The organism is Oligella ureolytica DSM 18253 (genome assembly GCF_000373745.1).
Classification (GTDB): domain Bacteria; phylum Pseudomonadota; class Gammaproteobacteria; order Burkholderiales; family Burkholderiaceae_B; genus Oligella; species Oligella ureolytica.
The window spans coordinates 73,077-91,217 of sequence record NZ_KB892313.1 but is presented as its reverse complement, the minus strand read 5'-3'; the positions used below and the strand labels follow the sequence as shown (position 1 = coordinate 91,217).

The window sequence follows — 18,141 nt, the reverse complement described above, 5'->3', positions numbered from 1 at the left end:
AATTGAAAAATATAAGATCGAAAGAAGAAATTCTGGACGATAGTATCGGTTCTTTTCCTCGGATTATTTTGCCCGAAGGCAAGGCAACCTTTACCTCACGTGCAGCGCGTTTAAAGCAACTGGCGCCTGGCAATGTATTAGAAGATTATTTGCAATTAGTAGCGGTTTTATCGGAAGCACAGGCCGATGTTTTTGGCAAATACGCTGTGCCCAGTTTAGATGAGGCACGTATTGACTCATCACAAAAACATGGCATGCCGGCACTGCAACCGGATACCGTCGAACGCGATGGGGTCTGGCTTACTATCCTTGATGATATTTTGCAGTACTTTATCAAAGCCGAAGGCGTACCGGCTGCCGCTCTTGATGTGGCTAATAGCTTAATCAAGCAGATCAAAGAAAACCCCGCTGCGATCGAAGCGATTACCGATCGAATTTTAGCTGATCAGGATACGGATCCTGCGATGGCGCCAGTGATTATGGCTGCTTTGCAAGTCTATTGGACTCAGATGGCACTTGATCTGGGTGTTGACAACTTGCCGGTCGTACAAAAGGAATCCGGTGTTTGCCCGTGCTGTGGTTCATTGCCTGTGAGCAGCGTAGTGCAAATCGGATCCAATCAGGGGGTTCGCTATTTGAGTTGTAGTTTGTGCTCAACATTATGGCATATGGTTCGGGTTGTTTGTACAACGTGTCAATTAACTAAAGACATTAATTACTATCACCTCGAGGGTGGGTCAGAAGCGATCAAGGCAGAATCATGCCCTAGCTGTAATAGCTATCGTAAGATTTTCTATCAAGAAAAAGATCTCTTTGTTGATCCTGTCGCAGATGATTTGGCCAGTTTACAGCTTGATATTCTGATGGGTGAACAGGGTGTCAACCGAGCCAGTGGTAATCCTTTCTTGTGGCAAGCGGCAGATGACGCTGACGAAGCCGAACAAGAATCGTAGCTCATAGAGGAAGTTAGGGATTTATGACGCAGCTTACTAATCAATATTCGTTTCGCGATCTGCCATCGGTTGATAAATTACTAAGTAGCCCGTTTTTTGAAGCGCTTTTAAGTGACTATGGGCATAGCTTAGTCAGTCAGACGGTGCGTGATATGTTAAATGATTTGCGTCAGCAGATTCGACATCAAGCGCCTTTAGGCATTGACTTAAAAGCTGACGACAGCATTAATCAGTTTGCTGAGTTGACTAAGCAACGCCTTCAGCAAGGTAGTCAATCTGCCCTGCGCTCAGTCTTTAACCTGACCGGCATCGTATTGCACACGAATTTAGGTCGTGCGTTATTACCTGATGAAGCGGTGGAAGCCGTGGTAGAGGCCATGCGCAACCCGATGAATTTAGAATATGATTTAGCAACGGGTGGCCGTGGTGATAGAGATGATCTCATCGAGGGACTGCTGTGCGAATTAACAGGTGCTGAGGCAGCAACCATTGTCAATAACAATGCGGCGGCAGTACTTCTCATGCTCAATGCCTTGGCTCACGAAAAAGAGGTGGTGGTATCGCGTGGTGAATTAATTGAAATTGGTGGTGCTTTTAGAATTCCTGACGTGATGACACGGGCTAATACGAGGTTAGTCGAGGTGGGCACTACGAATCGTACGCATCTTCGTGATTACGAAGAAGGCATAACTGAAAATACTGCCATGCTGATGAAGGTGCATACCAGTAATTATAAGATTACCGGTTTTACCAAAGAGGTTGATATTGCTGAGTTGTCAGCCCTGGCAAAAAAACATGGCTTGATGGCAACTGTCGATTTGGGCAGTGGTACCTTAGTTGATTTCTCTAAATGGGGATTGCCGGAAGAAGTCACTGTTCGAGAAACAATCGAAGCAGGGGCGGATTTAGTCACGTTTAGTGGTGATAAGTTATTAGGGGGACCGCAGGCCGGGTTGATTGTTGGCCGTACCGATCTTATCGCTAAGATCAAGAAAAACCCATTAAAACGCGCGTTGAGAGTGGGCAAAATCACCCTTGCCGCCTTGGAGCCGATTTTGCAACTCTATCGACGTCCGGAGTTGCTGGCAGAAAAGCTCACTACCTTGCGTCTTTTTACTCGTTCACAAGCTGATATTAGTCGGACGGCTAATGAGTTATTGCCGAGTCTGCAGCAATGGCTTGGTGAGCAGTTTAAGGTGAGGGCTGAAACCATGATGGGGCAAATCGGTAGTGGGGCCATGCCTGTGGAGCAGCTGCCAAGTTATGGTTTAGCAATTCGCTATGTGGGCGATGGGCGTTCCGGCCGTCATTTGAATGCCTTAGAAGAGCGTTTGCGCCAACTGCCTAAACCGGTGATTGGCCGTATTTCAGATGACGCGTTGTTATTGGATTTGCGCTGTTTAGAAGAGTCACAAAAAGCTCAGTTCTTAGCGCAACTGAGATAGATTGATTAGGTAGTCATCATGATTGTTGGTACAGCGGGTCATATTGACCATGGTAAAACCACCTTAATTCGAGCCCTGACAGGGGTTGACACTGACCGCTTGTCCGAAGAAAAAAAGCGCGGTATTACAATTCAACTAGGCTATGCTTATACCCCGTTGGCTAATGGCGAGATCTTGGGTTTTATTGATGTGCCTGGACATGAGCGACTTGTTCGTACCATGGTCTCGGGTGCTACCGGTATTGATTATGCCTTATTAGTGATTGCGGCTGATGATGGGGTGATGCCGCAGACACGAGAGCATTTAGCGATTTTGTCCATCTTAAATATGACAGCCGGAGCGGTGGTCATTACTAAGGCCAAGTCGGTTGAAGCCGAACGCATTGAGCAGGTCAGACAAGACATTCAGCAGGTAGTCAGTGGCAGTTTTTTAGAAAATGCCCCTGTGTTTGTGACTGATGCCTTGGATTCGGATTGTCAGGGTGTTGACCATTTGCGTGAGCACCTTTTTAATGAAGCTTTAGTGCGTTCAGCACTCAATACAGAGGGTTTATTCCGTTTGTCTGTCGATCGTGTCTTTACGCTAAAAGGGCAGGGAACCGTAGTGACGGGCACTGTGCATGGCGGTAAGCTGGATCTTGATGACCAAGCCGAGGAGTCTTTAGCCATTGATTTACGGCATTTCCCGTCCGGGCGGGTTGTACGTGTGCGTTCTATTCATGCACAGGATCAGTCCTCACGTACCGGGTTGGCAGGTCAGCGCTGCGCTTTAAATATCGGTGGCATGAGTACCGATGACATTGAGTATGGTGATTGGGTTGCCGATGTTCGTGCCTTTACACCCTCTCATCATGTGGATGTTGAATTGCAATTAATGGAATCCTCTGAGCAAGTTATTCAAGCTTGGACACCCTTGCATTTGCATATTGCGTCAACCCATTATCATGTGCATGCGGTTCCTTTAAGTACCGATAAATTAGAGCCCGGACAGCGGGCGAAAGTGCAATTGGTTTCTGACAAGCCTATTTGCTGCATGACGGGTGATCGTTTTATTATTCGTAATCCACAAGCCACACAAACCATTGGCGGTGGCCGAGTTTTACACCCCAATGCGCCTGATCGTAAGCGACGTTCGGCTGAGCGATTAGACTGGCTTGATACGGTACAGGACTTTTTAAATGGGGCCGGTATTGAGGTATTGCTTGAAAAGTCGCCTTTTGGTCTAAGCGAAAAAACACTGTTACGCTTAACCGGAAAAACCCTTGATAAGCTGGAAAGGCCGGTCGATGTGTTTGAGTTGGTTCCCACCGGCTTGCACTCACAAGTGACTTGGATCTTAGCGTCGCACTGGCACGATTTGGCAGCTCAGGTGTTGGCTCGTCTTGCTCAGTTTCATGAGCAATTTCCTGATGAGGTCGGGGTGGAGGTGTTGCGCTTACGACGCATGGCGCTAGCAAAGATGCCCGAACCTTTATGGCAATTACTAGTACGCTATTTGGTTGATCAGGGTTTGGCAGGTCGAACTCGTAGTTTGTTGCATTTGCCTGAGCATATTCCTGTCCTTTCTGAAAAAGAAGCGGTCTTAGCAGAGCAGATCCTGCCTTTGATTGAAGAGGGGGATGCCAATCCGCCTTGGGTGCGCGATATTGCTAAGCAATTAGAGGTCGAAGAAGAAGATGTACGCCAAGTGTTGCGACGTTTAAGTCGTCAGGGTGAGGTTTTTCAAATCGTTAAAGATCTTTTTTATCATCGCAAAGCCTTGCAATCACTGGCTCATACTGTGTTGGGTTTAGTGCCTCAAGATGATATTATCACGGCAGAATTTAGAGATGCCTCAGGTTTAGGTCGGAAACGGGCTATTCAACTCTTAGAGTTTTTTGACCGCGTTGGCTTAACCCGTCGTGTTAAGGAGCGTCGATTAGTGCGCAACCGTTCCTTAGATTGGTTATAATAGTCTGTTAAATTCTTTCGGAAGGTATGCGTAACCGGTGTTGCGGCTGGGCTTCAAATCCAGTTGGGGATGTCAGACATTCCCAGGTAGGTTCGACTCCTGCTACCTTCCGCCAATTAATATTTCCGGATGGTGAGTTTCATGGCCGAAAATAGCTCTACTCAATTGATTGATACCCCTCGTTTAACCTCGTTGTCACATGGTGGCGGTTGTGGTTGTAAAATTGCGCCTGACGTCTTGTCAAAGTTAATGTCTAATATGCCGCAGGGCAAGGCTTTTCCTAATCTTTTAGTGGGTAATGAAACGGCTGATGATGCAGCTGTTTACAAACTAAACGATCAACAGGCCTTAATTGCAACGACTGATTTTTTTATGCCGATTGTTGACGACCCTTACGATTTTGGTCGAATTGCAGCGACTAATGCCTTATCCGATATTTACGCGATGGGCGGTACGCCTGCAATGGCTTTAGCGTTGGTGGCAATGCCTATTAATGTACTACCACATGAGCAAATTGCCGAGATTCTCAAGGGCGGGGCAGATGTGTGTCATCAGGCAGGTATCCCTGTGTCAGGCGGTCACTCGATTGATTCAGTGGAACCTATTTACGGTCTTGCCGCGATGGGGACGGTTCATCCTGAGCGTATCAAGCGTAATTCCTCAGCTCAGGTGGGTGATGTATTAATTTTATCTAAGGGCATAGGTATCGGTATTTTCTCTGCTGCCCTTAAAAAAAATGCCCTATCAGAAGCTGCTTATCAGCTCATGATTAACTCAACCACGCAATTAAATACGCCCGGTGCTAAGCTTGGCCCCTTAGATAGTGTCCATGCGATGACAGATGTCACCGGCTTTGGTTTGTTGGGTCATTCCTCTGAAATTGCTCGCGCCTCGGGTGTTGAGCTGAGCATTGACGTTGCCAAGGTTCCTTTTTTAGAGGGAGCTCGTGAATTAGCACAGCAAGGATTTATTACCGGCGCTTCCGGTCGCAACTGGCATGCCATTTCTGATTATATTGATTTGGCTGATTCCTTGACTGAAGTTGACCGTGCTTTATTGACCGATCCTCAAACATCCGGTGGTTTGTTGTTGGCCGTTAGTCCTGATGCGGTTGACGAGGTGCTGGCTCTATTTGAGTCCGAGGGCTTTGCTCTAGCCACAGTCATAGGGGAAGTGACTCAATCGACTGACACCCCTAAAGTCATTGTGACTTAATTTTATTTGGTGCATATGAAAATAGCGTTTATTGGCGGTGGCAATATGGCTGCCGCTATTATTGATGGAATGTTGGCGCAGGGCAGTTGCACTGCTGATGACTTATTAATCTCAGTTAGCTCCGACGCATCGGTACTCAGATGGCAGTCCAAGGGTGTGCCAAATGTGCAAATTGGTGCCGACGACGCCTTTGCTGATGCCGATGTTTGGATCTTGGCGGTTAAGCCTCAAATGATGCAAGAGGTATTGCAAGATTATCAGCGCTATTTTTCAAGTGATAAATTAGTCATCAGTGTCGCCGCCGGGTTGACAGTTGATAGCCTAGCTTATTTCTTACACGGCCCATGCGATGAGGACTCATTAAAAATCATCAGAACCATGCCTAATACGCCTTCTCTGATTGGAGAGGGGGTGATTGGGGTCTTCTGTTCGGCTGCGGTCACGGATGAAGAGCGTGAGCAGTTTGTTCAGATGTTTAACGCGTGTGGTCGCATCGACTTCTTTGAAGATGAATCCATGCTCGATGCAGTGACCGGATTAAGTGGTAGTGGTGTGGCTTATGTTTATCTGTTTGCTGAGGCATTGGTTGAAGGCGCCATGGCTTTAGGCTACGATCAGGCCACTGCACGAGCCCACGCAGTGCAGACGCTTAAAGGCGGTGTGCTGATGATGGAGCAGTCTACCGAGGAAATTGCTTCTTTACGACAAAGTGTCACCTCTAAAAAGGGAACGACCGAACAGGCCTTGTCCGTATTTGAACAGCGCGACTTAAAAGTCATTGTGGCATCTGCTATGAAGGCAGCTCATGATAAAGCCCAAGAGTTGGCCGTTGAGCTGGCCCCCGAGAAATAACTATTATTCTATTTTTATACTGACAAAATGGATCACTCTCCGGACATTCATATTAAGGCAATTGAGTTTGAGCCACTGGCGAACTATCAACGCATCATTGCACTAGTGATTATGTGTAGCTTAGTGGCTGCTTCAAATTACTTTGTGCAACCGCAGTTTCATATCAATGAGTGGCTAACCATTGGTGCATTAACTTATCCTATTACTTTTTTGGTGACTGATTTATTGAATCGTCGATTTGGCCCACAGGCCGCACGTCGTATTGTGTATTGGGGTTTTGCAGCAGCGCTCATTGTTTCTATCTTTTTGTCTACGCCTAGAATTGCCATTGCCTCAGCCTCGGCTTTTTTAGTTGCCCATGTATTAGATATCTATGTCTTTAATCGTTTGCGTCAACGCTCTTGGTGGTTAGCACCGATGGTGGCCGGTGTATTGGCTTCGATTATTGATACTTATGTGTTTTTTGCCACCAGCTTTATTGGTACGCCGGTTCCTTGGGTGACACTGGCGTTGGGCGACTCAATTATTAAAGTCGGTTTATCACTTTTATTGTTAGCGCCTTTTAGAGCCTTGATGTGGAACTTAGGTGCACAAAAAAATTAAACAACTCAACTAAAGCTGCTAATGACTGAAAATAAAGTCGTTAGTTCTAGAGGTGCCACCACAGTCACGCTGATATACATCATAAACATAGATTTTTTTGGTGTAATGTATCAATAAATAAGTGTTTGTGCCAATAGATAAATCACTTGCTTAAGATTATTATTGGCAATTGTTTTATTTTTGAAGGGCACGAACTTATGGATTTTCTGCCTCAGCTTATCCAGCAATTATTTAATGGGCTTTCACTAGGAGCCATTTATGCATTGATTGCCATTGGCTACACCATGGTTTATGGCATCATAGGTATGATTAACTTCGCCCACGGCGAAGTCTATATGATTGGTGCCTATGTGGGTCTAGTCACCTTGACTGCTATCGGGGTTAATGGTTTTTTACCATTACCTCTATTAATTCTCTTCATGATTTTAGTGGCTGCTGTCGTCACCGGGATTTATGGCTATAGTATTGAGCGTCTGGCATATCGACCGGCACGTAATAGCCCACGCCTTGTCTCGTTGATTGCCGCCATCGGTATGTCAATTTTCTTGCAAAACTGGGTTGCCTTAGGTCAGGGCGCTCGTGATATGGCCGTGCCAAACATCATTTCAGGCGCGTTTAAGCTTGACCTGGGGGTTGGTTATCCCGTTATGTTCTCTTATTCACGGCTCTTGATTATTGCTGTCGTGTTTATCTTAATGATTGCCTTGACGTTATATATCAAGAATTCGCGCATGGGGCGTGCGTCAAGAGCGTGTTCTCAAGACATGCATATGGCTAACCTGCTCGGTATTGATACAAATCGTGTGGTGTCATTTACTTTCGTCTTGGGCGCCATGCTCGCCGCGGTAGGGGGTGTCTTAATTGCACTTTCCATTGGTAAGTTGAATCCGTACATTGGTTTTATTGCCGGAATCAAGGCGTTTACTGCCGCTGTTCTTGGCGGTATCGGTAGTGTTCCTGGCGCTATTTTAGGGGGCTTATTACTCGGGGTAGTTGAGACATTAGCAGCAGCCTATTGGTCCTCAGAATATAAGGATATCGTGGCCTTTGGTTTGTTGATATTGATTCTATTATTCCGTCCAACAGGCCTGTTAGGTAAACCTGAAGTGGAGAAAGTCTAATGGCTGAGAATTTAAAGAGTGCAATTTTTGCAGCGGTACTGACAGCCGTGATGGTTATTCCGATTTTTGGTTTGCAACTCATACGTCAAGGAGCTCAAACAATTATTGTTCCTGATTGGGAATTTGTGATTATGGGGGTTGCGGCTGTATTTGTGGTGCAATTAGTTAAACCGTATATTTTTAAAAATATCGCGAGTGCCGGCAAGAAGTCGCGCTGGGCACTACCTGTTTTAAAACCGCGCACCATTAATTTGCTGCTTTTATTAGTGGTTGTTTTGGCTGCTATTTGGCCTTTTTTCAGCTCGCGATCGCATGTTGATATTGCTACCTTAGTATTGATTTATGTGATGCTCGGCTTAGGACTCAATATCGTTGTCGGTTATGCAGGGTTATTAGACTTGGGTTTCGTCGGTTTTTACGCTGTCGGTGCCTATACTTATGCCTTGTTATTCCATTGGGCCGGTTGGGGATTCTGGGCTGCCTTGCCGATGGCCGGTGCCATGGCGGCATTATTTGGCTACATCTTAGGCTTCCCGGTGCTGAGGTTACGAGGTGACTATTTAGCGATCGTCACCTTGGGTTTTGGTGAGATTATTCGTCTCTTATTAATTAACTTAAGTCAGTGGACCGGTGGGCCTGACGGTATCGCTAATATACCAAAGCCGACCTTGCTTGGTCATGTGATGGCTCGTAGAGCACCGGAAGGTGAGCAGACTTTCCACCAAATGATGGGTTGGGTATATAACTCAAATCATGTGGTTATCTATTTGTATTTATTAGCCTTGGCCTTGGCAGTGATTACGCTCATAGTCTCTAATCGTCTCATTCGTATGCCGATTGGTCGAACTTGGGAAGCATTACGTGAGGATGAAATTGCCTGCCGCTCTCTCGGCTTAAATCCGACCAGCATCAAGCTTTCAGCCTTTACCTTGGGTGCGATGTTCGCTGGTTTCGGTGGCGCATTCTTTGCTGCACGCCAAGGCTTAGTTAATCCGGAATCCTTTACCTTTATTGAATCCGCTCTGATCCTTGCGGTGGTTGTATTAGGTGGCATGGGATCACAACTCGGGGTGATTTTAGCGGCTATCCTGCTAACTGCCTTGCCGGAAGTGGCACGTCAGTTTGCAGAATATCGTATGCTTATTTTTGGTTTGATTATGGTGCTGATGATGGTTTGGCGTCCTCAAGGCTTATTGCCGGCACAACGACCGCAGGTGGAGATTAAGTAATGAGTGATGTTATTTTAGAAGCTCGTGATATCTGCATGCGATTTGGTGGCCTGCTGGCAGTTGATCATGTGTCATTAGATGTTAAAAAAAATGAAATCTTCGCCATCATTGGTCCTAACGGAGCGGGTAAGACTACTGTCTTTAATTGTATTAGTGGTTTTTATAAACCGAGCTCGGGCAGTATTGTTTTAAATGGACAAAATATCACGGGTTGGACGAGTCATTTGGTCGCTAAGCAAGGGCTGGTTCGTACCTTCCAAAACGTTCGTTTATTCAAAAGCTTGACCGTCTTAGAAAACCTATTGGTGGCGCAACACAATAAAACAGCTGGTTTTTTACCCGGTTTACTCAATCTGCCGAGTCATCGCCGCGCTGAAAAAAAGGCCTTAGATAAAGCCGTTTTTTGGCTTGAGTTTATGGGCATCAAGGAGTTTGCCAATCGCGAAGCCGGCAATTTGGCTTATGGTCACCAGCGTCGTTTGGAAATTGCACGCTGCATGATCACTGACCCGAAATTATTGTTATTGGATGAACCGGCCGCCGGCCTGAATCCACAAGAAAAAATTCAATTGGCAGAATTGATCGATCAACTTCGCCGAGATTACAATTTGGCTGTTTTATTAATTGAACATGATATGGGATTAATTATGAATATTTCCGATCGTATTTTAGCGATGGAATACGGTAAACCTTTAATTATCGGTACACCGGAGGAAGTTCGTACGGATCCAAACGTAATTAAGGCGTATCTCGGAGAGTAATGATGGCCATGTTAAAACTGGAAAATATCAATTCGGGCTATGGGGCCATTCAGGCTTTGTATGACGTCAACCTTGAGATTAATCAGGGCGAAATCGTTACGCTGATTGGCAGTAATGGCGCGGGCAAAACGACCACTCTAATGACTATTTGCGGCAATCCTCGCTTACGAACCGGGACGATCAGTTTCGAAGGTGAGGATATTTCTGATCTTCATACGCACATGATTATGCGTAAAGGCATAGCGATTTCTCCTGAAGGTCGCCGAGTTTTTCCGGATTTAAATGTCTTGGAAAATCTTAAGATGGGGGCTTTTTTTCTAAATCGCGAAGAAATTGAGGCCGGTGTTGAGCATGTGTTTGAGCTCTTTCCTCGCTTAAAAGAACGTGCAGGACAACGTTCCGGTTTGATGTCCGGCGGTGAGCAGCAGATGCTGGCCATTGGTAGGGCCTTGATGAGTAAGCCAAAAATGTTGCTATTAGATGAGCCGACACTAGGTCTTGCTCCGCTTATCATTGAGCAGATTTTTGAAATCATTAGAACCATTCGAGATGAAGGGATTACTGTTTTCTTAGTCGAGCAAAACGCTAACAAAGCTTTGCAAATTGCTGATCGCGGCTATGTGTTAGAAACTGGCCGCATTGTATTGCACGACACGGGTGCTAACCTATTACTCAATGATGAGGTGGGTAAAGCCTACCTAGGCCACTAAAAGGATAACGCAGAAGCCCATATATTAATATGGGCTTCTGCTGTTATGGTGAATGGTTGGCGGGTGCTAATGAGACAGTATTAGTTTGGTGTTTTGTCTGTCTTGGTTTCTACTTGTTCAAGATCGGAAGGTGCTTCGTCTACCGCTTGTTCTGAAGCTTGCTCGCTTAGGGTAGGCTCGTCATTGCTTTTTTGAAGGTCTTGTTGATCTTCACCAGCTGCGCTTTGCTCTTCATAACTCAGTGTGGCGGCTGTGATTGACGCCTTTTCTTGTGCCAATTGATAGGTACTACGCTCTTTTACAGCGTTTAAAAACATGTCAATATTTTTGTGATCTGCCTGTAGCTTACCCTCGGACTCTAAACCTAATAAGATGTAAGCAAGATCAATATCAGCGGCACAGAATTGACTGCCACAGGTCCACCCGCTTTCGCCTAGGCTTTCATTGATATAGTTCAGCTGGCGATTAATTTCAGGTTCGATATTGTTAGCCGCGTAGTTCAGTACCGTTTTTTTCATGATAGAACGTGCAAAAAACGGCACTCTGGATTGCCCCAGTTTGTTAATAATACGCTGCTGATCGACTAGCGGAAGAAGGGTACCTTCAAGGTAGTGAACCCATTGTAAATACTGAATATAGTCGGGGTGTGCCATGGGTGGACGCATACCGGAGCGGTCGTAGCTGCTTAAGAGATATTCGCGAGCGGCCCCGTGTGTGGCAATACTGATAGGACCATCTAAAAGCATGGGTGCTTTGCTTAGAGGGTGTGTATTGCTTGCTTCTGAGTCCTTAGTGTCCTCACGGCGATTTATTTTAAAGGTTAGACCAAGTTCACAAGCTAGCCAGATACTACGAAATGAACCTGTAGAAGGGAGGTGGAAAAGAGTGAGCATGGCCATTATCTCCTTTAAACGTTGAAGTGTTGATTGATTTAATGATAAAAATCAGTGTTTTAATTAGTTATCAATGAGGTTGACATAAAGCTTAGCATTGATTATTGCTTTTATAAGCTTTTTACCTACTAACTTTGGGTTAAATTAATTAATTTAGTAACTCAATGATACGATCACGCATCGTCTCGATATCATGACTATTTGAGGCTAGGAAGCTTGCTCGCCCCTGCTGGTCAAAGACATAAATACCTTCTGCATGCATGACATCATACATTGTCGGATACTCAGGGTTTTGAGGTTTCTCGATTTGATAGGCTACTCGGTAACGCTTAGCAATATCGGCAATTTCTCTTTCAGTACCGGTGACGCCGAGGGCACCCATACCGAAGGCCTCTAGGTATTGCGCCAGACGCTTAGGTGTATCACGGTGGGGATCGACACTAATCATGAGAACTTGTACTTGCTCTTGTTGTTGCGCTGTTAGCGAGCTTTTCATAAGCGCCAGCTCAGCCATTGTCGTGGGGCAAACATCCGGGCAGTAAGTATAACCGAAATAAACTAAAACAACTTTACCCTCTAAGTCTTTTGCGGTCAGGCGCTGATTATCGCCAATGGCCAAATCAAACTGTAGTTTAGGCAAATGATTGCGGGTTGAGTAAAAAGAAGTTTCTGCGCTATAGGCCAGTGTACTGTGTGTGCTTGCCACTACCCCCAGACAAGCTAGGGATAGTGACAGAGCAATGCGCGTTTTTTTTAAAAAAATAGTCATTGTTGCTCTCTTCTTAGGCCTCAGCACCTTCTTCGAACATGCCGTAGTGACGCAATAAAGCACTTGCATCTGCTGCACGACCTCGGAAGTTTTCAAAGAACTCTGTCGCAGGGATTGAACCGCCGACTGCCAGCACTTCTTTTTTAAAGTGCTCACCTGATGCAGGGTTGAGAGTGCCTAATTCCTCAGTCGCATTCTCTTCAAAATAGCTATAAGCATCTGCTGAGAGTACTTCAGCCCATTTGTAGCTGTAGTACCCTGCAGAGTAGCCGCCTGCAAAAATATGTGAGAAATTATGCGGGAACCGGTGCCAACTCGGTGGAATAACAACAGCGACTTCCTGGCGTACATCGTCCAATTGCTTTAGGACATCGCTAATGTTGAGCTTATTAACCTGTTGGTGAAGCAACATATCAAATAGTGAGAACTCCAGTTGTCTCACGGTTTGCATACCTGTCTGGAAGTTTTTAGCTGCAACAATTTTATCGAAGAGCTCACGAGGTAGTGTCTCGCCCGTCTGGTGATGGCGGCTAAGCTTTTGAATGACCGGCCACTCATAACAGAAGTTTTCCATGAACTGAGAGGGTAGTTCAATCGCATCCCATTCCACACTTGAAAATGGAGAGGCAGAGGGATCATCAACTTTTGAAAGTAAGGCATGCAGGGCATGACCCATTTCATGGAAGAGGGTGATGACATCATCTAGGCGTAAAAGGCTGGCTTTGTTATTTTGGGGTGGCGTGAAGTTACACGTTAAATACACCACGGGGGTAATTAACTGCTCACCGTGAAGGTGACGTGTACGCTCGTTGGCAACCCAAGCACCGCTTTGCTTGCCACTGCGAGCATGTAAGTCGGTATATAGATGGCCGATTAAGGTGTCACCCTCTTTGAGTGCATAGACCTTGGCGTCTTGGTGCCAAGTCTCAGCGTCAACCGCTTCAAACTTGACGCTAAAGAGCTGTTCAATGATGTCAAAGCAACCCGCAATGACTTGGTCTTCGGGTAAGTATTGCTTTACGTCCTCGTCGGAGTATGCATATTTCTTTTCTCTGAGAATTTCAGACACATAAGCAAGATCCCAAGGCTGTAGATCGCTCATGTTAAGCTCTTTGCTGGCAAATGCTTTGAGTTCAGCAATGTCTTTTTCTGCAAATGGTTTAGCACGCGCAGCCAGACCGCGGATAAAATCAATGACCTCTGCCGGACTATCGGCCATGCGCTTTTCCAATTGCATTGTCGCAAAATCTTTGAAACCTAAGATCTGCGCAAGCTCGGTTCTTAAGGCCAAGAGATTTTCGATGTTTTGAGAGTTGTCATATTTTTTGTCGCCTTGCTCTGAAGCAATGGTAGCATACGCTCTGTACATGCGTTCGCGTAAGGCCGAGCTTTGAGCGTATTGCATAACTGGCAAATAAGATGGCATCTTTAAATTAAAGGTCCAGCCCTTGCCGTCTGCTAAAGCCTTGGCGGCCTCTAATGCCTGCTCTGGAATGCCTTCAACTTCGGTTGCATCTTCAGTCGTATAGGACCAGTTATCTGTTGCGTCAAGTGCATTTAAAGCAAATTGCTGGCTAGTCATCGCCATTTGCTCGCTAATCTCAGCGTAACGCTCTTTAGCTTCTCCCTCTAACTCTACACCACCGAGTTTAAAATCCTTTAAGGCCTCGGTGATAATGCGTTGGCGGGTTTTATTTAACTGTTGAAACTGTTCGCTTTCGTGTAGCTTTTTGTACTGATTAAATAACTCTTTATTTAGACCGATCCAAGTGGAAAATTCAGACACTTGCGGTAATAACGTATTGTAAGCAGCACGAATTTCGTCTGTATTTTGAACGCTATTAAGGTGATTAACAACGTTCCAAGCACGCCATAAGCGGCTTGTGCCATATTCCATCGGCTCAATGAAGTTGTCCCAAGTAGGCTCTTCGATCGACATGGCTTGCTCAATGAGTGCTTTCACCTCTTTGAGCAAAAACTCTAAGGCAGGAACAATATGTTCGGTCTTAATCTGTTCGTAAGCAACGAGTTGCTCAACAGGGTTTAGTAATGGATTATTAGTTAGTTGTTCAGTCATTATTTAAAAAGGTCCTCCAGACCATGTTGGTGCATGGTGGCTTGTATGGTGTTGACCAATAACATGGTGATGGTCATGGGACCCACACCGCCCGGCACAGGGGTAATGGCGGAAGCTACTTGCAGTGCTTCATCGAAATTAACATCACCCACTAATTTGCCGTTGTCTAAGCGATTAATACCGACATCAATCACCACAGCACCCGGTTTGATCATATCGCCGCTAATCATACCGGGACGACCGGTAGCAACGACCAGCACATCAGCTCGTTTGGTGTGTGCTGCTAAATCTTTGGTTTTTGAATTGCAGATAGTGACAGTTGCGTCTGCTTTTTGTAGGAGAAGGGCAATCGGTTTGCCTACAATGTTACTGGCTCCGATGATAACTGCCTCTGCACCTCTTAATTGTACTTCCTGATCCTCGAGCATTTTCATAATCCCATAAGGGGTACAAGGAATTAACTGAGGATCGCCGGTCATTAGAGCGCCGGCATTTAAACGGTGGAAGCCGTCAACATCTTTTTCGGCTTTGATATGCTGAATGACTAGTTGGCTATCTAAATGCTTAGGCAATGGCAGCTGTACTAAAATGCCATTGACCTTCGGGTCCTCGTTTAGTTCATTGATTTTTTCTAGGAGCTCATCTTGCGTGATATCAGCAGCTAAGCTGACAATCGTTGAATCCAGTCCCATTTTATGGAAGGTATTGTGCTTATTGCGGACATACACTTGAGATGCAGGATCTTCGCCAACTAACACGACAGTCAGAGAAGGGGTGATGCCCTTTGCTTTAAGAGCGTCTATCGTGGGTGCTAAGTTTTGTTTGATTTTTTCGGATAAGGCTTTGCCATCAATGATTTTAGCGTTCATTTGAGATTTGGATCCTGTGTTTAACTATTTCTTTAAGACAATTTTCATTAAATCAGCAACGGTGCTGACTTCTAGTTTTTCCATAATATTGGCTCGGTGAGCTTCTACTGTTTTGATACTGATGCTTAAATCATCAGCAATTTGCTTGTTTAAACGACCGGCAACAATGCGTTCAAGAACTTGTTCCTCACGGCCAGTTAGGCGAGCAAGCAAATCGTCAACTTCTTGCAGTGAAAGCGCTTCTTGCATTTGTTCATAGGCTTGGTCTAAGAAACGGGTTATAACCGGGTTGATCTCATCAAGATTAAATGGTTTTTCAATAAAATCAACGGCACCTTTTTTCATTGTAGAAACAGCCATATTGACATCGCCATGACCAGTGATAAAAATAATTGGTAAGGTGGCCTTACGCTCAATGAGTTGCTCTTGTAACTGTAGTCCGGACATGCCTGGCATGCGTACATCAGTAATTAAGACGCTCACAAGATTTGGATTGTACTGCTCAAGAAACTCTTCACCGCTAGCAAAGGTTTGTACTTGATAGTTTTGAGTTTCAAGAAGAAGACGTAAGGAGTCTCTAACTGCATCATCATCGTCTACTACAAAAATCACACTGTTACTATGGTCTATCATAATTACTTTGTTACTCCATGTTGTGAGGATTAATTCTCTGCTTTGCGATAGCAGGGAACTCTAAACGAAAATATGGTGCCGCCGCCCGGATTGTTTTCAGCCCAGAGCCTGCCTCGATGAGCCTCAATCACTGAGCGACAGATATTTAGGCCAATGCCCAGCCCCTCTTTTTTAGTGCTATAAAATGGCTCAAATAAGCGCTCTGCATCTTTGAGGCCATGGCCGCTATCAATGACCTGAACTTGCATTTCTTGACCGACTTGTGAAATATGTACATACAGCTTGTCATGCTCACTCTGAGCCATCGCTTCTAGGCCATTTTTAATGAGATTGAGCAACACCTGTTCAATTAGAATAGGATCAACATAAACCTCAGGCAAGTCTTCGGGTAGATTGACTTCAATTTGTTTATTGTATTTGCGACTCTCTAAAATGGCTAAATCCATGGTGTTGTCGACGATTGTATCTATTTTAACCGCTTGTTGTTCAGGATCATTGCGCCGAACAAATTCACGAATACGAGAAATGATACGTCCGGCTCGTTCAGTCTGAGAAATAGACTTGTCTAGGACTTGCAACAAACGCTCTTTGTCCAGTTTGTCACTTTTAATTAACGCTGCAATGGCTGTATTGTAATTGACAATAGCGGTTAGTGGTTGATTCAACTCGTGGGCTAAGGAGCTTGCCATTTCTCCCAACGTACTGAGGCGACCGCTGAGCTGTACTTTTTCTTGCTGAGCGAGCAGCTTTTTCTCATACTGACGGCGTTGAGAGATGTCGCGAGCAACTTGTAGCCGGACCTTACGGCCATCGGTCCAGTTAAGCGTGCGATGATGCACTTCAAACCAGCTATCAATGTGAGGAATATAAAATTCATTGTTGTCTTCATATTGCTCATCGTGATGATTGGTAGCGGCATTGTAGAGCAGAGCGTGTCCATGCGCTTCGGAACCCCAAAGCCGACGATAGGTGCGGTTGGCAAAAAGCAATTCCGGTCCATTTGCGGTGTCAGCAACGACAGAGATGGTGTCCTCTAAACTTTCCAATACTGTCATAAAACGCTCATGGGCAGCTGTGAGTGCTTCTCTAATGCGCTTTGGTTCGGTGATGTCAGTCATTGATGTCATCCAACCGATTTGCTTACCCTGAGGGTCTCTAAGTGGCGAGACATATAAACGTGCGGTAAAAATAGAACCATCACGACGCCGAGCCTCCATCTCCATGCCGGAACTGGGGGTCTTGCCGCTCAAGACAATGTCTAAATATTTTTGGTGCTGTTCGAGCTTATCCTCGACCCAATAAGGATAAGGAAAGAGTGTCCCTAGCAGCTCCGATTCGTTCCAACCAACCATACGACAGAAGGCAGGGTTCACATAGACCACCCGACCTTGCATATCTAATACCCGCATGCCTGTGGACATAGAGTTTTCCATCGCGCGTCTAAAGGTGGTTTCTAAAAATAGCTGCTCTTCCGCTTCGGAGCGAATTCGAGTGTAATGCCATAAGGTCAATAAACTGATTACGATAGTGAATGACATGGCAACGACTAAGAAAATAAGTAACTGGTGACGAACTTCCTCAGCGTTTGAGTAGAGAATTGCATGCTGATGCTGGATATTTTGAATGGCTATAAATGCAAAAATAACCAGTACATATAGAACGAGCACGAAAACAGGAATGATCCAATGCAGTCTGCGTTTATTATCATCTTTTAGAGCTTGTGGCAGAATAAAAGAAAGATCAGAATGAGTAGACATAAAGAAACCTGTAAAAGCTAAGCGAATGGATCGCAATCTGCAACAACCTTTGTTTATTGCATGGTCCATTTTAGCAATATTAATTATCCTTACAGGATAAAGGTTATCAATCTATTAAATAGATGACTGGTGTGATCCTATTGAATGTCGTATTATTTGTATTTAACCCTATTTGTTTTACATTATGAAAAATAATATTACCATGTGAAAATATCTTGACAAAAAAGGTGTGTTTTCTAGAATTTGCAATGATGGATAAAAATACCCTAATCAAAAGAAACAATTTGTTAATTCATTTAAGTAA

Annotated in this window: 16 protein-coding genes and 1 tRNA gene; 11 read left to right on the top strand and 6 right to left on the bottom strand. The window is 45.1% G+C overall.

From position 1 onward, the window contains the following. The first annotated feature begins 2 nt into the window (after window positions 1–2). The 11 genes from fdhE (at window position 3) to B092_RS0109085 (ending at window position 10,839) form a co-directional block, all read left to right on the top strand. Entirely contained in the window at window positions 3–953 is a 951-nt protein-coding gene (gene fdhE, locus B092_RS0109135) for a formate dehydrogenase accessory protein FdhE (protein WP_018574937.1), read from the top strand. A gap of 23 nt (window positions 954–976) precedes the next feature. After that, window positions 977–2,398: an L-seryl-tRNA(Sec) selenium transferase gene (selA, locus tag B092_RS0109130; RefSeq protein WP_018574936.1), complete on the top strand. Its 1,422-nt coding sequence runs from the start codon at window positions 977–979 to the stop codon at window positions 2,396–2,398. 18 nt (window positions 2,399–2,416) lie between these two features. Continuing rightward, window positions 2,417–4,348, top strand: coding sequence for a selenocysteine-specific translation elongation factor (gene selB / locus B092_RS0109125; RefSeq protein WP_018574935.1), 1,932 nt, complete (start codon window positions 2,417–2,419; stop codon window positions 4,346–4,348). A 19-nt stretch (window positions 4,349–4,367) separates the two neighbouring features. Continuing rightward, window positions 4,368–4,463 (top strand) — tRNA-Sec (locus B092_RS0109120). A gap of 26 nt (window positions 4,464–4,489) precedes the next feature. Next, a complete protein-coding gene (gene selD, locus B092_RS0109115; protein WP_018574934.1) occupies window positions 4,490–5,563 on the top strand; it encodes a selenide, water dikinase SelD in 1,074 nt (357 codons plus the stop codon). Between the two features lie 15 nt (window positions 5,564–5,578). Further along, entirely contained in the window at window positions 5,579–6,415 is an 837-nt protein-coding gene (gene proC, locus B092_RS0109110; protein WP_018574933.1) for a pyrroline-5-carboxylate reductase, read from the top strand. Between the two features lie 27 nt (window positions 6,416–6,442). Continuing rightward, window positions 6,443–7,018, top strand: coding sequence for a queuosine precursor transporter (locus B092_RS0109105; RefSeq protein WP_018574932.1), 576 nt, complete (start codon window positions 6,443–6,445; stop codon window positions 7,016–7,018). Between the two features lie 197 nt (window positions 7,019–7,215). Next, on the top strand, window positions 7,216–8,139 hold the full coding sequence (gene livH / locus B092_RS0109100; protein ID WP_040608390.1) for a high-affinity branched-chain amino acid ABC transporter permease LivH: 924 nt from the start codon (window positions 7,216–7,218) through the stop codon (window positions 8,137–8,139). Next, window positions 8,139–9,368, top strand: a complete 1,230-nt coding sequence (gene livM / locus B092_RS0109095; RefSeq protein WP_018574930.1) for a high-affinity branched-chain amino acid ABC transporter permease LivM — start codon at window positions 8,139–8,141, stop codon at window positions 9,366–9,368. The genes livH and livM overlap by 1 nt, the downstream gene beginning before the upstream one ends. Beyond that, entirely contained in the window at window positions 9,368–10,129 is a 762-nt protein-coding gene (gene livG, locus B092_RS0109090) for a high-affinity branched-chain amino acid ABC transporter ATP-binding protein LivG (RefSeq protein WP_018574929.1), read from the top strand. The genes livM and livG overlap by 1 nt, the downstream gene beginning before the upstream one ends. Window positions 10,130–10,137: 8 nt before the next feature. Further along, complete coding sequence (locus B092_RS0109085; RefSeq protein WP_026253698.1) at window positions 10,138–10,839, top strand: ABC transporter ATP-binding protein; 702 nt, start codon at window positions 10,138–10,140, stop codon at window positions 10,837–10,839. Window positions 10,840–10,919: 80 nt separating this feature from the next. On the opposite strand, the gene B092_RS0109080 is transcribed toward B092_RS0109085, so the two are convergent. From B092_RS0109080 to B092_RS0109055, 6 genes are all read right to left on the bottom strand, one after another. Next, window positions 10,920–11,738: a glutathione S-transferase family protein gene (locus B092_RS0109080; RefSeq protein WP_018574927.1), complete on the bottom strand. Its 819-nt coding sequence runs from the start codon at window positions 11,736–11,738 to the stop codon at window positions 10,920–10,922. 142 nt (window positions 11,739–11,880) lie between these two features. Further along, window positions 11,881–12,501: an SCO family protein gene (locus tag B092_RS0109075; RefSeq protein ID WP_018574926.1), complete on the bottom strand. Its 621-nt coding sequence runs from the start codon at window positions 12,499–12,501 to the stop codon at window positions 11,881–11,883. 13 nt (window positions 12,502–12,514) lie between these two features. Next, window positions 12,515–14,578 (bottom strand): M3 family metallopeptidase, encoded by a 2,064-nt coding sequence (locus B092_RS0109070; RefSeq protein ID WP_018574925.1) that lies wholly within the window; start codon window positions 14,576–14,578, stop codon window positions 12,515–12,517. Beyond that, window positions 14,578–15,447: a bifunctional methylenetetrahydrofolate dehydrogenase/methenyltetrahydrofolate cyclohydrolase FolD gene (gene folD, locus B092_RS0109065; RefSeq protein ID WP_018574924.1), complete on the bottom strand. Its 870-nt coding sequence runs from the start codon at window positions 15,445–15,447 to the stop codon at window positions 14,578–14,580. The genes B092_RS0109070 and folD overlap by 1 nt, the downstream gene beginning before the upstream one ends. A 24-nt stretch (window positions 15,448–15,471) precedes the next feature. Further along, complete coding sequence (locus tag B092_RS0109060; RefSeq protein WP_018574923.1) at window positions 15,472–16,080, bottom strand: response regulator transcription factor; 609 nt, start codon at window positions 16,078–16,080, stop codon at window positions 15,472–15,474. A gap of 29 nt (window positions 16,081–16,109) precedes the next feature. After that, window positions 16,110–17,837 (bottom strand): PAS domain-containing sensor histidine kinase, encoded by a 1,728-nt coding sequence (locus B092_RS0109055; RefSeq protein ID WP_018574922.1) that lies wholly within the window; start codon window positions 17,835–17,837, stop codon window positions 16,110–16,112. Window positions 17,838–18,141: the final 304 nt, after the last annotated feature.

Excerpts from the sequence above, each read along its gene's own strand:
- livM (WP_018574930.1), top strand. The coding sequence starts at position 8,139 with ATGGCTGAGAATTTAAAGAGTGCAATTTTTGCAGCGGTACTGACAGCC.
- folD (WP_018574924.1), bottom strand. The coding sequence starts at position 15,447 with ATGAACGCTAAAATCATTGATGGCAAAGCCTTATCCGAAAAAATCAAA.
- B092_RS0109075 (WP_018574926.1), bottom strand. The coding sequence starts at position 12,501 with ATGACTATTTTTTTAAAAAAAACGCGCATTGCTCTGTCACTATCCCTA.
- selA (WP_018574936.1), top strand. The coding sequence starts at position 977 with ATGACGCAGCTTACTAATCAATATTCGTTTCGCGATCTGCCATCGGTT.
- B092_RS0109055 (WP_018574922.1), bottom strand. The coding sequence starts at position 17,837 with ATGTCTACTCATTCTGATCTTTCTTTTATTCTGCCACAAGCTCTAAAA.
- selB (WP_018574935.1), top strand. The coding sequence starts at position 2,417 with ATGATTGTTGGTACAGCGGGTCATATTGACCATGGTAAAACCACCTTA.
- B092_RS0109060 (WP_018574923.1), bottom strand. The coding sequence starts at position 16,080 with ATGATAGACCATAGTAACAGTGTGATTTTTGTAGTAGACGATGATGAT.
- B092_RS0109080 (WP_018574927.1), bottom strand. The coding sequence starts at position 11,738 with ATGGCCATGCTCACTCTTTTCCACCTCCCTTCTACAGGTTCATTTCGT.
- B092_RS0109070 (WP_018574925.1), bottom strand. The coding sequence starts at position 14,578 with ATGACTGAACAACTAACTAATAATCCATTACTAAACCCTGTTGAGCAA.
- proC (WP_018574933.1), top strand. The coding sequence starts at position 5,579 with ATGAAAATAGCGTTTATTGGCGGTGGCAATATGGCTGCCGCTATTATT.
- B092_RS0109085 (WP_026253698.1), top strand. The coding sequence starts at position 10,138 with ATGTTAAAACTGGAAAATATCAATTCGGGCTATGGGGCCATTCAGGCT.
- selD (WP_018574934.1), top strand. The coding sequence starts at position 4,490 with ATGGCCGAAAATAGCTCTACTCAATTGATTGATACCCCTCGTTTAACC.
- B092_RS0109105 (WP_018574932.1), top strand. The coding sequence starts at position 6,443 with ATGGATCACTCTCCGGACATTCATATTAAGGCAATTGAGTTTGAGCCA.
- livH (WP_040608390.1), top strand. The coding sequence starts at position 7,216 with ATGGATTTTCTGCCTCAGCTTATCCAGCAATTATTTAATGGGCTTTCA.
- livG (WP_018574929.1), top strand. The coding sequence starts at position 9,368 with ATGAGTGATGTTATTTTAGAAGCTCGTGATATCTGCATGCGATTTGGT.